Origin of the sequence: Vibrio scophthalmi LMG 19158 (assembly GCF_000222585.1) — a bacterium.
GTDB lineage: Bacteria > Pseudomonadota > Gammaproteobacteria > Enterobacterales > Vibrionaceae > Vibrio > Vibrio scophthalmi.
The window spans coordinates 49857-64686 of sequence record NZ_AFWE01000078.1; the positions used below are offsets into that span (position 1 = coordinate 49857).

Below are 14830 nucleotides of genomic sequence, written 5' to 3' on the forward strand. Positions count from 1 at the left end.
TATTAGTGGTTATCATTTTGTGGTTAATTGACAAGGCTTTGACAAGGATTAATATGGTCTCTGTTCGATAGGTTGTAACTTTCGGATGTATTTTAATAAAACACTTTATATGGAGTTAATCATGTTTAATGAGATTGTAATTAAGGCGAAAGTTGCTGTTGATAACTTTATTAATGACCAACGTGGTGTGACTGCCATTGAATATGCAATTATTGGTGTGGCTATTTCAGCTCTTGTTTTAGCTGTTTTTGCAACTGATGGCGCAGGCCTTGAAGCCGCAATATCAGGTGCGATTACAACTATTTCAGGAAACATCACTAAAGCAAATTAAATTTGAAATAAATGGATGATTTAGTTTCTATACTGATTGGTATTGATGCTTCTATTTTAGGGTGGCTAGTTTTGGTCATCCTATCTTTGAATGTCGCTTTTTTTGATCTTACTAGCAGGGTAGTGTCAAATCGAACTTGTTTACTCATCTTAGTGATAGCGGTGTTTATTAATTCAATAGGTTATGATTCTATTTTTAGTGTCAATGGTTTGCTCGCTGCCTTTTTTTTGTTTTTTCTTTATTATATTTCTTTTTGGGGAGGGGGAGATACTAAGTTGGCTATCGCCTTTCTACCCGCGATTACTGCACAATATGTACTGTTGTTTTTGGTTGGAATAGGTCTGTTGGGTGGTGTCTTGTTAGTTGTCTATTTAATTGTTGGTCTGAGATGTGGGGTTGATAAAATCAAAGAAGATGGATTGCCTTTTGGTATACCGATATGTATCTCGGGTTTGTTTTGTGTTGTCGCATCGCTATAAGGAAAAAATATGCGTTCTAAAATATTAATGCTTATTGCGCTTGTTGCAATAGCTGCAGGAATTTTTGGTTTGTTACTCTCAAAATCAGAACCCACTCCAGAAATAAAAGTGGCAGAACAAATACCTGAAATATTTTTTAAATCTTATGTGTTAGCGAACGGTAACGTTACGAAGGGTGGACAAGTCAACCGTGCTGATTTTAAGATTGTAAAACTCTCTGAAAATGAAGCGAATCAAAAAGGTTTTGACCAAGATGCATTATTTGACTTTGAGCATGGTTCAATTTATCGCACGGATTTAACTGAAGGGCAGACTGTTTTCGCTTCTGATGTGGTTCAACCCTCGCAGCCAAACTACATCGAACTTACTTTGGCAAAAGATCATGTCCCTTACCCCATTGAAGTTTCGCCTAGCGCGATTGTTGGCGGGGTTATTAATATTGGCTCCTATGTTGATATTCTTGCTTTAACGGGGCATCAAAACCCAGACCCTGAGTCAGAGAAACAGAAGAAAAAACAGGTATCAATAAACCCAGTATTAACCAATGTAAAAGTGTTAAAAATATCAGTGGAAAATATCGATTCAGGGTTTGGTCAGGGAGAGATTGAGCAAAACTATTTGATATTGGAACTTGATAGAAAGCAGGTCGCAGTGCTCACTATAGCAAAGAATATTTCTGCAATTGAGGTGCATAAATCAATAGGTAATTATTCACTCACAGAGCTAGAAGCGAATGCTGGTGATGTCTTACCCGATTTTAAGGCAATCAAAGAGTTGAGAGCTGAACAAATCGTTGTTAATTAGTTGGTAAAGGATTGGATGTTATGAGCCGTTATTTTGCGAGCCTCTTTGTTTTAGTTACTGGTCTTGCTTGTTCGTTTGGCGCAGTGGCCGATGGATTTATGTATTTAATGGAAGGAGAGGCAAAGCCGGTAATCACGGATGTGGATATTGATACGGTTTTTGTTTCTGATCCCAGTATTGCCGATTATCAAGTGATTGATAGAACGAAAGTTGTCATTTTTGGTAAAAAAATGGGCACGACGTCCTTAATGTTGTTTGATGAGAATGCCAATACCCTCGTGAATCGCAAGTTGGTTGTTAATCAAAGCTTTTCGGAGATTATTCAACAAGTTCGTTTGCATTTCCCTTATTCAGATGTATCGGTAAGCAATATTGGCAAACAAGTGGTTCTTACGGGCAAGGTATCCAGTGAAGCTGAAAAAGATGGCATTAACGACCTAGTGGGGGAGTTGCTATCAAAAGATGTTGAAAAATCGATATTTTCATGGACTAAGTATGATGACGATGAAGAAGATATTATCGATTTTATGACGAAGCGGAAATATAAGGGCATCGTTAATCAACTGGAAGTGAATACCACTAAGCAAGTGAACGTTAAAATCACCATTGCTGAAGTATCACAAAGTTTTATGGAAAATTTTGGCATTCAATATGGTGATGCGGGTCTGGGGGTAGGTGTTTTTGTCAATCCAATTCTCGATTTCAGTGCCGATGATCTTTTGGCAGGGATTACTGCTGTGGCCGATGATACCATTGGTCAAGTATTGGCTGAGCCTAACTTATCGGTAATATCGGGTGAAAGTGCTTCATTTTTAGTCGGTGGAGAAATCCCAGTTGTGACTATAATCGATGGCGGCGCCAACATTGCGTTTAAAGAGTTTGGTATTCGTTTAGATATGGTTGCTAAAGTACTTCGAGATGACAAAATAAAATTGTCACTGCAACCTGAAGTTAGTTCACTCGACAGCCAATACGCTGACGAACGTTACAGTTTACCTGCTTTGAAAACTCGCCGTGCAAAAACAACCATTGAGTTGGGCAATGGGCAAAGTTTTGTCTTAGGAGGCCTACTTAATTCAGAAGATGTTGAAACACTACGTAAAGTGCCATATATCGGTGATGTTCCCATATTAGGATCACTATTTCGCCATAGCGAAACCTCTCGTAGCAAGACCGAATTGATTATTGTCGCTACGGTTAACTTAGTCGAACCTATTGCACCACAACAAGTTCAAATTCCTGCGATGAAGCGCAGTTCCAATCTATCACGTTTATTTAATATTGCAGATGAATATCCGTCGATTACGACCCAGAGAGCAGAAGATATTTTGGCGACCGGAGGGTTTAAAAAATGAACCGTATTATATTATTCACGTTTTTTGTCATTGGCTTAAGTGCCTGTGCTCCTCATGACTTGGAACATCAGAGCATCGTGGTTGATGTATACCCGGTTCAATATCAGATGTCACTTTTTGTTGACAAAAAACACTTGGCGAAAAATGAACTCGAATGGCAAAGGTTTTATACCGATCACCATCAAACACTATTAACCCGTAAAGTGCTTTTTTCTTATGCCAATGCACAAGGAAAAAAAGTGGTATCAGGTTGGCAAAGTGAACTGATTGCAGGTGGTGCGCAGCAAAAGAACATCACCATCGAAAAAGGTGTCGATATGGGTGAATTTAACGTCAAAGTTGAGATTGTTGACTTCAAGGTCGTGACACCAATATGTCAGCCCCAGCAAATATCAGGGTATGCCAAGACGCCTATTGGCTGTGCGGTAAACAGTAGTCTTTGGCAATCTCTTGCCTATCCGCAAGATGCTCTTGCACAAGAAAAGTAGAACCAATTTAATTTAGGAAGTAACGCATGATCGATATTTTAGAGTCGCTTAATAAAGTTGAAAAAAAACTCGAGAAATAGTAAATTTTTCATGTGTTGCATTTACGCAGAGCAAAGAGTGCCGCTTACTGATTGAAGAAGCCTTTTGTTTTGAAGGCATGTCTTTACCGAGCTTTGTCAGTAATTCTGATGAAGAAATTCGCGATCATGTAAGGCAATCCGATGTTGAAATTGCATTAGTTGAATTGACGGATTCTTTGAGCGTCAGTGAAGATATGCGACGTATTAGCCACCTTTTACCTAATAGCGCTTCCGTCATAGTGATCGGCCAAGAAGATGCCATTTCTACGATTCGTAATTTGAAGGAGATGGGCTTCTACTACCTGTTCTGGCCAGCCACAAAGCCCGAAATGCTCGACTTTATAAAGAATGTCTATGATAACCGTCAGCGCGAGCGTGGTTTAGGGAAAAAACGCATCGCAAAAAAAATTGCGATATGGGGATGCTCTGGAGGGGTAGGGACATCGTTAATAGCCACAGAAGTATCTGCGCAATTGGCTGATAAACATCATGCAAAGTGCCTGCTTGTCGACCACGACTATTATGCGGGTAATATCGATATCCTTTTGAAAATGGAGAATTTCCAAAAAAAGGCACTTGCGATAAACAGCATCGATACTGATGTTGATACGACCTATGCACATAGTATGACGCGCAAGATAAATGATATGTTGTCGTTGTTATCACTGACTTCGGAAGAGCACTCAACCCATGAGTTAAAAGAGTACACGCGCTCTCTTGAAGACCTGCTTAATGAGCAAAACAACTTCATTGTGTCAGATCTCTCAAAAGGAGGGCAAACGCAGGTCGATTATCGTTACTTGGCCGATGAAGTCGATACAACTGTTTTAGTCTGTTCTCCTGCGATCTCTAGCATTCGTCAGCTTAAAAAAATGTCAGATTGGCTGGCTGAAAAGGCGCCAAATTCTCGCCAGATCTTTGTTATCAATTTTACGCAGCCGAACAAAGCGACGGTTTTATCGATCGATGAGGTTGAGGTATTTCTCGGGCGAAGTATTGATATTGAAATACCCTTCGAGATGGGCATCTTGAAGCATATTCTCGATGATGGTTATTTGTACAATTCAAGGTTGTCATCTGCGCGACCTATTGCCACCCTAACATCGATGATCATGGGCGAAAATGTGAGTAAGAAAGTAAAGCAAAGTAAACGTTGGTTCTTTAGGAAGTGATGGGATAGGAGAATAGTATGATTCAAACCCAGTCGAGAAGTATCTTCGTTTCTTTGCGAAAACAAATTTATGAAGCGCTTGAAGCCGATGTGGTCAACACGTTAACTCGAGAGCAGTTAACGGATCAGATCACCACCGCGGTAGACGTTTTGATCGAGCGTAATGAACACTCGGTTGCGTCAGTCGTTAGGCGTGAATACGTCAAAAACATTATTGATGAGTTACTTGGTCTTGGTCCGCTACAACCGTTAATGGATGATGAAAGCATTACGGATATCATGATCAATGGCCATAACAACGTCTTTATTGAACGCAATGGTTTAGTTGAAAATTCATCGATTACCTTCATTGATGAAGAACAACTGCTACAAATTGCAAAACGGATTGCGGCTCGTGTCGGACGACGAGTCGATGATTCTTCACCTACTTGTGATGCTCGTCTGCAAGATGGTAGCCGCGTTAATATTGTCATTCCACCTGTCGCCATTGATGGTACTGCCGTATCAATTCGTAAATTCAAAAAGCAAAGTATTGATTTTGAGCAGTTAATTGGATTTGGAGCCATGAGTCCAGACATGGCAAAGGTATTAATGATTGCTGCGCGGTGTCGACTCAATATTTTGATCTCAGGGGGAACGGGCTCGGGTAAAACAACCATGTTGAACGCATTGTCCCAGTTTGTTTCTGAAAAAGAGCGCATCGTAACGATAGAAGATGCGGCAGAGCTACGTTTGCTACAACCTCACGTGGTGAGATTGGAAACACGTACGTCAGGTATTGAAGGAACGGGTGCCATTACTCAGCGTGAACTGGTGGTTAACTCTTTAAGGATGCGCCCGGATAGAATCATCGTTGGTGAATGTCGTAGTGGTGAAGCATTTGAAATGCTGCAGGCGATGAATACCGGCCATGACGGTTCGATGTCCACTCTACACGCCAACACTCCGCGAGACGCACTAGCGCGTGTCGAAGCGATGGTTATGATGGCAAACAGTAATCTGCCCTTGGAAGCTATTCGTCGCACAATTGTCAGTGCCGTCGATTTAGTGATTCAAATTAGCCGCTTGCACGATGGTTCTCGTAAGGTGATGAGTATATCGGAAGTCTTTGGCCTTGAAGGCACCAGTGTGGTGATGGAGGAAATATTTCGTTTTGAAGCCTCACGTGTTAACGAAGGCGACGATAAAGTGAATGGGGATTTTATTTCAGCGGGCTTGATGAAGCGTTCAGTTTTGGTAGAAAAAGCGCGCTTCTTTGGTTTAGAAGGAAATCTTAATGCAATTTTTGGCTTCAAGGGAGTTGAATAATGGCATGGATAAGTCTGATTGTTGGTGGACTGCTGTTTTACTTCATTGCAAAGCTGGAAAAGAAGGAAACATCGACGCGTTATCTTAAACAGACGATGGGAACTAAGATGGTTAGCTCTATGGAGCATGGCAATGCAATTAACTTAAATTCATTGTCAGATGAAACGCTTCAGCAGAAAAGTTCCCGTTTAGTTAAGAATACGCACCGTCAATTAGGCGGTGGCGCCGTGTTTAAAGTGATAGCGGTCGTTTCATTATTGGCTGCCCTGTCTATTTACATCAACTATAGCTTTGTTCGCGGAAACCCATGGCTGGTTTTGTTGGTCATTGAATTTGTGGGTTTGTACTTTGGTTATGGCTGGCTACAGAAACGCGAGCGTTCACAATTTGATGAAGCTTTTCCTGATGCTCTCAATATGTTAACCAGTGCGATAGGTACAGGTGAAAGCTTGATGCACGCGATTATCTATGTTGGTAACACCATGGATTGCGAAGTTGGTAAAGAGTTCAAATTGATGGGCGAGCGCATGCAAATGGGTGAGTCTCCGGATTCAGTTTTTCGCAAAGCGTGTAAACGCTTTCCATACCCTCCTTTCCATTTTTTTATTATCACGATGCGCGCCAACTTACAGCGTGGTGGTCAACTAAAAGAAGTGATGACTCGCTTAAACCGATTGATGTTTGATGCACGAGCCGTGGATAAAAAAAAGTATGCATTGACGTCCGAAGCGAGGGCATCGGCAAAAATTGTAGCCGCGATTCCTTTCATATTTCTATGGCTGTTGCAGTTTTTGAGTCCTGAAAACTATGAGTTTGTCATGTTTGATCCGGCAGGCCGCTATATTCTTTACTACGTGCTGTTCAGTGAGTTCGTCGGTATTTCTATTATTTGGAAACTGATGAAAGGAGTGGAGGCATGATCAGTTACTCTATTTGGATTGCGCTGAGTTTGATCTGCTTTGGCGTTTTATTACTCTCCATCTATTTGCGAAAACAGCAAAATACGAAATACATTCAGAAATATTTGGTTAAGAAAGAGCTGACCGGGGAAAAGAAAAGTAAAGATCCTGAAAACCTACTTGATTGGCTTGATACGATTATTCCAAGTGCCTTTGCAATGAATGAAAGCGCGATCAATGAAAAGCTGCTCAATGCAGGCGTAGGTTCGCTGAAATATGCCCATCTGTATTTGCCCATTAAGTATGCGGTGCTATTGATTGGCAGTGTTGTTATTGGCTTATTATTCTACGACTCACTCGAGGTTATCGTGTTAATCGGAGCGCTGTCTCTATGGGTGATTACGATATTGATTGTGCCAGATTTGGTATTAGATGCTCGAGTTAAAGCGTACCGTGCAAATATTACCCAGCAATTGCCTTATGTGATCGACCTATTGGCTGTTTGTGTGCAAACGGGTATGACAATAGAAGCATCAATGGGCTACCTAGCCAAAGAGATGCGCGGTTTCGATCCTAAGCTTGCGAGGTTAATGGAACGAATTGATGAACGTTCGCGCATTGTTAGCATGGATAAAGCGTTAGATGAAGCTTATTTACATATCCCAACGTCTGAAATGCGCAGTTTTGTGATGACACTAAAGCAAAGCCTGCGATATGGCTCATCAATCTATACAACGTTGACGACCTTATCGTCAGATATACGTCAAGTGACCATGCTTACAGTCGAAGAACGGATCGGAAAGTTGGCGGCAAAAATGTCGATTCCTCTGATCCTATTCATCATGATGCCAATTGTAATTCTAATCGCCGTCCCTGGTGTAATGAGGATGATGTCCGGTGCATAATTATATTAAACAAACATTATTAGTTATATTGTTCTTCTCGCTTCAGGGTTGCATGGCAACGGGAAAGAGCGCGAATACTGCTTCTGCTAGTATGAACATTCACACCCAAGAAAAGCTCTTGGAAGCGGCCAATAATAATGCGAGATTAATAGAGTTTTATAAATCGCAATTAAAGGCGAATGAATCAGAAAAATACCGCTTAAAACTCGCTCAAGCCTATCTAAGAGAGTTTGATGCAGAATCTGCATTGTTCACAATTAAGCCTCTGTTAATACAATCTAAATTTTCTGTCTCAAGCGCGGTAGTTGGTGCCAAAGCTTATATTGACCTTGGTCAACATGAACAAGCGAGATCGCAACTAGAACAAGCAATAAAATCAGCACCTAAAGATGGAGAAGTTGCTAACTTATTAGGCATTGTCTACGCAGAGCAAGGTGATGTGTTGAAGGCTCGGAAAATGTTTGAGCTTGCACGCAGCAATTTCTACGATGATACGAAGATCAAAAATAACTTAGCGCTGCTGGACATGATGGAAGGGGAGCGAACACAAGCGCTGCAGCGTATTGTATCATTAGCCAGTGAACCCAATTTAGATAAGCAATTACAAGCAAATTTAATGCTGATCATGGCGAAGAATGGTCAGAGAGAGTACGTCCTTGATGGCTTAGATTCGACACTTTCAGAAGTGCAAAAAGATAAGATCTATCGAGCGTTGCGAGATAGTTCATTTCAGATTCGTCACAACGAAAATCATGCCATTGTTGAACCGGTCAGTGAATCCATACCAAAATTGCTACCAGAACTCATCACTCAGCCTATTCCAGACAAAGTAGTCGTACCTTCAGCAAAACAAACGATAGCACTAGAGCCTTTAGTGACGGAGCTGCCTACAACTCAAGATTCGAATTCTCAAAATTTAATTGCGAGTATGCATGAGGTAAAAGAAGCATCTGTACCCGAATCAACGCCGTTAGAAAATCATGTTGCAGAGACTGAAATGATAGATCCAAACATAATCGAAAGGGATCAAGTTGTACTTATTTCTTCCGAATCGGCTGTGCTTGAGACCGAGAATCTTCAAACCGTAGAGAGTGAATCGGCCTCGGCGGCGGAATTTGATGAAAGAGCGGAGGTAATGGCCTCCGATCCTTTAGCCATTGCACAAGAGGTTAAGCGATTACCTTTGACGTCAAAAATCGAAGATCCACGACCAATTGAACCTGCTTCAAGTGAAATGACTGCCGAAGATGCAATAGCATCAGATGAAATGACGGTAGATTCCGATTCTGTAACGCCGACTGTTGTAACCCCTAACATAGTGGAGCAAACGGCCGATCAGCCTGAGGTTTAATGGAGAAGGATCATGAAGCGGAGGAATAGTAAAAAGAGGCAGGATGGTGTTGCCACTATTGAATTTGCAATGGGCTTTATGTTGTTTTGGTGGCTATGTATGGCTTGGGTCGAAGTGAGTTACATGTCTTATATTTCTGCTGTTTCTGATTTAGCAGTTAGTGAAGCTTCAAGAGTTACTCGCTTAGAAGATTCGGTAGATAAAGATTGTACTGGACAAGGTTGTCTTAATAGTTATTCAGCACGCTTTAGTCTGGCTTTACGCGACAACAACTCATTATGGGCTAAATTTGTTGACCCTTCTAAATTTAGATTTTCTATTCAATATTTAAAAACGCCTTTAGAGCTAGAAAATTTAGCGGATGATTATTGTGCTCTAACGCAGGGTGAAACTGAAAATGAGTGTGGAAATTCTTTTAATAGTGCTATAGCGGTTTATCGATTGAATTATGACTATGAACCGATGTTTAATTATTTTATCAATTCAAACCAGCTATTTTCTCGTGAAGTTGTAGTAATACAGGAATATGAGCGTGAAAAGTTTAAATTATAGTCAAAGAGGAACATTCACCGTTGAATTTGCAATCGTCGGTTTGATTTTTAGTTTACTTTTTGTTTTTAGTGGCGATGTGATTATTAAACTTGCCTATAAAGGGAAACTTGATCGCCTTGCCTACTCGCTAGTGAATATAGTTAAAGAGCGAACCCAGCTATATGAAGACAGTTATAGTTTAACTCCGGCAAATGTAACAACGGTAGCAAATATTGCAGAGGCATCGTTGCGTAGAATGATAACTGATTTCGATTCCAACAAATTTGGTTATGTGATTGAGGCTGTCACTTTTGACGCAAGCCATCGATCGACGTATCAAGCGTTTTCATCAAATGTGGTAGGCAATTCGGCGATACAGTGCAATACCCCTAACAAGCTGAATCAAATGATGCATTTATCAAAGATCACAACATGGGGACGTCCGTCTACGCTCTATCGCGTCACCTTATGCTATGAAACCGCAAATTGGATCGGTGATTTACTCAATATGAACTTTACACGTGTAGAGTCTGACGCAGTCATGATAGGGAGATGATCATGAAGTCTCGCATTGTTTCTCAAAATGGGCACGCTTCAATACTATTTGTGATGATTATTCCGGTCCTATTTGGTGTGTTCATGTTAGGCACTGATGGTGCAAGAGCATTGCAACAAAAAGCACGGCTGCAAGACGCTTCAGAGGTTGCCGTTTTGGCAGTGACAGCTCATGCGGATCAGAATATCGTAGGTGAAGGACAAGCCCCTGAGGGCGGTAGTAAAGTCAATCGAGCAATTGTGGCGGACTTTATCTCAGCGTATTTTCCAGATGTGAAAATTAACGGGCCTGAAGATTTAACAAACTTAAGGATCGAAAGGAAAGAATGTTCTCAACTTGCAGATTGTTCAGCGGATGGTTATCAGTTTTTCCAATATCAAATACAGGCGGCCTTTAAATACGATACCTGGTTTCCAGGAAACAGTGCCATTGTTGGTTTTGGTGATCAAGTTGAAGTTGGTGGTTTAAGTACGGCAAGAAAATATCAAAATAATGCTGTCGATCTTATGTTGGTCGCTGACTACTCTGGATCAATGACGTTGGAGTGGGATGGTGGTAACAAAAAAAAATACCAAGACTTGTTCGACATTATTAAAGAAGTGGCGCTTGAACTCGATGACTATAATAAGCAAAAAGTGCCAGGACAAACCAGTACTATTGGAATTACTCCTTATAACCACTTTGTTTTCAGAAAGAAAGGCGTAGGAGGAATTTGTAATAACGTTACGAATGGTGATGTATGGAATGTGGAACACACTAAGTTTACAAATAATGCGACCGATTTTCAGGCAACAATATTGGCTGCAGAAGCTCCTATTGATAGTGATGTATGTCCTAGTAGTAATGAATATAAAAAATCCACATTTTACAGTATTGGTTTGACTACCAATATACCCAACTTTATATCAAGTATAAATAGGTTTAAGCCATCATCATATACAGCATCATTTCAAGGAATTATTGAAGGTTATAAACATTTAAAAGAAGGAAAAAATAAAAAAAAGCTGCTCGTTATTCTTTCTGATGGGGTGGATACTGAAGACCACGCGCCTAAAGGTAAAATTGAGCCTGGTAGTCCAAGTAATCGCTATCCGTCATATAAAAAGATAGGAAGTACACTTGTAGATAAACCTCATTTGCTATGTGAAAAGGTAAGAAATGGTTTATCAAAAAATGGTGAAAATGTTCAACTCTATCTTATTGGCTTTGATTATAGGCCGGGTGCTACAAACAAGGCATTGGATGAGTGTGTAGGCGCAGGAAATATTCTTTATGCAAATAATAAAGAAGAGATTAAAAAAACATTACTGTCTCTAATGGCAGAAGAGATTGGACACTTAAAATAAATCAAGGATATTTATGAAAACTGTATCTACGGCTCTGAGTTGCATCGGAATGCTATTGTTTGCTACTTCTGCAAATGCTTTGGACAACGACAAGTTAGTCAGTGTATGTGGCCACTCGGATGTTAGTGTTAAAAAGCAGGTTAAAATCGAACAATCCACCAGTGTCTCACTGCTACAGGGGGGCATGCTACGCATTGACTCAAAAGGTCCTATGCCAACGGAACAACTATTGCAGGCGGAGATGAAAAACATTGGAGTGTCAAATGAATGTACGGAGTATTTTATCTCTCAAGGAACAAATAATCCTATGGATGGGCGAGTCTATTTTGCGTTTGATAGCGACAAGCTAACGTCGGCCTCCATTACAGTCCTTGATGCCATGCTAGATCATCTAGGTAGAGCAGAAAATAACATCACTCTGGCAGGACATACTGACTCAATTGGTAGCGATGGCTATAATTTTTCATTAGGCTTAAAGCGTGCAATGTCAGTACAGGAGTTTTTACAGGATAATAATGTGGCACAAAAAAATATCGAAGCGGTTAGCTATGGCGAGAAACAGCCTATAGCATCAAATAGCAGCTCTGAAGGTCGAAAATTAAATCGTAGAGTGGATATTTCAGGGAACTAATTCATTATCTAGTAGCTCGCAGTTGAATTCGGGGGTTTTAATTATGCTAGAACGACTTTAGATATGCTATTTTTCATTGGCTTTTATTTAAGTTGTTGATTTGCATGGTTTTGTTGTTTTTTTATGAGAGCTTGTGCAAATGGTTATGTACATAAAAAGGTAAGTAAACCTGACATCAAGGCGGTGTCAGGTTAGTTGTATATGACTTGAATTTTCCCTAAGTCAATAAATAGATCTTCGATGGCTTGATCTTTGGATATGCGAATGTCGACTGATTTGGCTACATTGTCATAAAAGTGTACTCGGTAATTTCCTTCCGGTAATACATCAAGTTCAAAATTCCCACTATCATCGGTAAAGAACGGGTAGATTTGATTTGATTCACTATTTTGAAATTCGCCAACAATATCACTCGCAGGTGCTTGTTGTTTATAAAAATAACCACTTACAAAATAGCCTTTGTTAATGACTAGTTGATGGGAGGAGCCGCTATGTAATCCACCCAATGCTATGAATTCGCCTTGCTTTAGTTCTTCATTGAAATAGAGGTTGTTACTGTTAATTTTTATGGTTCTAAAATCGTCATTAGCGACAGGAATTAATAACTCTGATTGCCCTGAATTTTCAGCTGCTTCCGAAATATGAATCCGTTGGTACTTATCGTAACTCAATTGATACTTTTCTTGATACTCATCAGGAAGTGAGACAATCGTAAAACTACTGGTAACGGGAGATGTTAAAATAAGATTAGATCCAGCCCATGCGAGCGCAGTATCAGCTCCTAAGGTAATAATACGATCGCTCCCTTGTTGCGATTCATTTCTGGATGAATAGCGAGCATTCAGCACGACTTTGTCACCATACCATTTACCGTAACCATCAAAACCATCATAGGTTGTATCTCTATACTTAGTGGAGGCTCGCCAGTAATAATCAGGTTGATATTGTGAAGCAGAAACCTCACTTTTATATTCATCGCCGCGGCTATCATAAGATGTTTTTCCTGATACACTGACGTTGTTCCAACGCAATGGGATAGAGAATGAAAGATAAAGGCTGCGATCAATGTTATTGGCATTCTTTTGCCAGCGTAAATTTAAACTGGTCGATATCCGCTCGTTAATTCGATAGCTGGTGTTGATTGAGGCTGATTGTCTAACAGTGCTGTTTTTGTCGAATTGATGTTCAAGATTAAACGACAGATAGCCGTTGGTCAGCGGAGTTGTCACGCCTGAGCTGAAGTAAATTTTGTGCAGCAACGGGTCGGAACTGGTTGATTGGTCGACGCCATAGCTAAACGCTACATTTGATAAGGTTTTATCAAACAGCTCGTCGATAAATAGTTGGCTTTGAGCATTGTAAGAGCGGGAGTTTGAAAACCTAGTCAGTTGCCCGTTTAAGGTGAGAAAGAGCTCACCAACGGCAAAGCTTTGATTAAGCGAGTAGCGTTGTTCGTCGGTTTCTAATTCAAGTGCGGAAGAAAGGGTCCACCATGGCGTTAGTCCATAGGAGAAGACGCCTTGAGCATTCATATCGTTTCTATCGATGCTCTTATCGCCATTGTTTTCATAGATTTGTTTAGCACCATAAATCAACTGAGTCTCTATATCACCTGCAAGCAACATTTGTGGGTGGTCAATGAGGTTAAAAAAGCGCTTGTGCTCGATGCCGCTTTGGTCGATATAGCTTACCTCTACCTCATTTACCCCCTGTTCTAGAGGCAAATCCTTAAGATTATATTGTCCAGCAGCAAGCCGGAGCGTACGGTATTCTTCACCGTTGATTCGAATTTTGATTAGCGAGGTTGATTCTAAATTAATCGGTACTGTATTTGGGCTGATGACGTCTCTTAAATATTTAGGTTGGTAAGAATAAGAAAGGCCGAATAATTCGCCGCTTGGTAAGCGCGTTATATTGGTTTCTATTTGATAGTCACCCAGTTGTAAAAATCCGGTATTGTTGCGTAAGTTCCCCATGACTCGAGTTCGATCGCGCAACCAACTTCCCTGATCGGTAAAATGGTTGTAATAATAAGTGTGTCCATCTTCAAATGTTACATGGCCTACGGCCGCTGTTGCGCGCAATGCAACCTGAGAGGCTGAGAAATCAGTATTAACCAAGTTATGTGAATGAGACCAATAGGTATTAAGTACACCACTGAAAAAGACGGGCTCAACATGAGGGATTCCACTGGGTGGCGTTCGATTACTTCGGCCTTGCAGAGGAATTTCAATCAACTTACGATCGGCCACGGGTACAGAAATAGTGATGAGCAGGTCTTCAGGTTTATAGAGAGCCCCCCAGCCGAGTTGTCGGAAGTCATCACGGGTGACTTTTCGATCTTGTAGTACGTTTCGCAACACATCGAGGCGATCAGCATCGATAGATTGTACTAATACATCCAGAAGTTCATTTCCGTCTAGCGCCCAGTATTGTTCTTGCTCATCATCTAAGTAGCCGGTAATTTCCACACGCTGGCTGACTACATTCACGTCGATGGGCATTTGTATTTCTGCAGCACTAGTGGAGAAGGTTACTCCGCCTGAGATCATCGTGGAGAAGAGAAGTGAACGTACATTGCGCATGATCTTTCCC

General features: G+C 40.8%; 15 protein-coding genes. 14 read left to right on the forward strand and 1 reads right to left on the reverse strand.

Features of this window, described 5'->3' with window-relative positions:
* The first annotated feature begins 121 nt into the window (after nucleotides 1-121).
* The 14 genes from RH88_RS06630 to RH88_RS06695 all read left to right on the forward strand — a co-directional run bounded on the left by RH88_RS06630 (nucleotide 122) and on the right by RH88_RS06695 (nucleotide 12235).
* Complete coding sequence (locus tag RH88_RS06630) at nucleotides 122-331, forward strand: Flp family type IVb pilin (protein ID WP_005594394.1); 210 nt, start codon at nucleotides 122-124, stop codon at nucleotides 329-331.
* A gap of 11 nt (nucleotides 332-342) precedes the next feature.
* Nucleotides 343-810 carry a prepilin peptidase gene (locus tag RH88_RS06635; protein WP_005594395.1) on the forward strand — a complete coding sequence of 156 codons (468 nt, stop codon included), beginning with the start codon at nucleotides 343-345 and terminating at the stop codon, nucleotides 808-810.
* 9 nt (nucleotides 811-819) lie between these two features.
* A complete protein-coding gene (gene cpaB / locus RH88_RS06640) occupies nucleotides 820-1614 on the forward strand; it encodes a Flp pilus assembly protein CpaB (RefSeq protein ID WP_005594396.1) in 795 nt (264 codons plus the stop codon).
* Between the two features lie 20 nt (nucleotides 1615-1634).
* Nucleotides 1635-2969, forward strand: coding sequence for a type II and III secretion system protein family protein (locus RH88_RS06645; RefSeq protein WP_005594397.1), 1335 nt, complete (start codon nucleotides 1635-1637; stop codon nucleotides 2967-2969).
* Complete coding sequence (locus RH88_RS06650) at nucleotides 2966-3457, forward strand: hypothetical protein (RefSeq protein ID WP_005594399.1); 492 nt, start codon at nucleotides 2966-2968, stop codon at nucleotides 3455-3457. Before RH88_RS06645 ends, RH88_RS06650 begins: the two co-directional genes overlap by 4 nt.
* 157 nt (nucleotides 3458-3614) lie before the next feature.
* Complete coding sequence (locus RH88_RS06655; protein ID WP_005594400.1) at nucleotides 3615-4709, forward strand: CpaE/TadZ family protein; 1095 nt, start codon at nucleotides 3615-3617, stop codon at nucleotides 4707-4709.
* 17 nt (nucleotides 4710-4726) lie between these two features.
* Complete coding sequence (locus RH88_RS06660) at nucleotides 4727-6016, forward strand: TadA family conjugal transfer-associated ATPase (protein ID WP_005594402.1); 1290 nt, start codon at nucleotides 4727-4729, stop codon at nucleotides 6014-6016.
* The gene (locus RH88_RS06665) at nucleotides 6016-6936 is read left to right on the forward strand and encodes a type II secretion system F family protein (protein WP_005594403.1); all 921 of its coding nucleotides are present in this window, start codon (nucleotides 6016-6018) and stop codon (nucleotides 6934-6936) included. The genes RH88_RS06660 and RH88_RS06665 overlap by 1 nt, the downstream gene beginning before the upstream one ends.
* Nucleotides 6933-7820, forward strand: coding sequence for a type II secretion system F family protein (locus RH88_RS06670; RefSeq protein ID WP_005594404.1), 888 nt, complete (start codon nucleotides 6933-6935; stop codon nucleotides 7818-7820). Before RH88_RS06665 ends, RH88_RS06670 begins: the two co-directional genes overlap by 4 nt.
* Entirely contained in the window at nucleotides 7813-9171 is a 1359-nt protein-coding gene (locus RH88_RS06675; protein ID WP_005594406.1) for a tetratricopeptide repeat protein, read from the forward strand. The genes RH88_RS06670 and RH88_RS06675 overlap by 8 nt, the downstream gene beginning before the upstream one ends.
* 12 nt (nucleotides 9172-9183) lie before the next feature.
* Nucleotides 9184-9723, forward strand: coding sequence for a TadE/TadG family type IV pilus assembly protein (locus RH88_RS06680; protein ID WP_040757866.1), 540 nt, complete (start codon nucleotides 9184-9186; stop codon nucleotides 9721-9723).
* A complete protein-coding gene (gene tadF / locus RH88_RS06685; RefSeq protein ID WP_005594410.1) occupies nucleotides 9704-10258 on the forward strand; it encodes a tight adherence pilus pseudopilin TadF in 555 nt (184 codons plus the stop codon). Before RH88_RS06680 ends, tadF begins: the two co-directional genes overlap by 20 nt.
* Nucleotides 10259-10260: 2 nt before the next feature.
* Nucleotides 10261-11604 carry a TadE/TadG family type IV pilus assembly protein gene (locus RH88_RS06690; RefSeq protein WP_005594411.1) on the forward strand — a complete coding sequence of 448 codons (1344 nt, stop codon included), beginning with the start codon at nucleotides 10261-10263 and terminating at the stop codon, nucleotides 11602-11604.
* A 13-nt stretch (nucleotides 11605-11617) separates the two neighbouring features.
* Nucleotides 11618-12235 (forward strand): OmpA family protein, encoded by a 618-nt coding sequence (locus RH88_RS06695; protein WP_005594413.1) that lies wholly within the window; start codon nucleotides 11618-11620, stop codon nucleotides 12233-12235.
* 191 nt (nucleotides 12236-12426) lie between these two features.
* On the opposite strand, the gene RH88_RS06700 is transcribed toward RH88_RS06695, so the two are convergent.
* Nucleotides 12427-14820, reverse strand: coding sequence for a fimbria/pilus outer membrane usher protein (locus RH88_RS06700; RefSeq protein WP_005594415.1), 2394 nt, complete (start codon nucleotides 14818-14820; stop codon nucleotides 12427-12429).
* Nucleotides 14821-14830 lie beyond the last annotated feature (10 nt).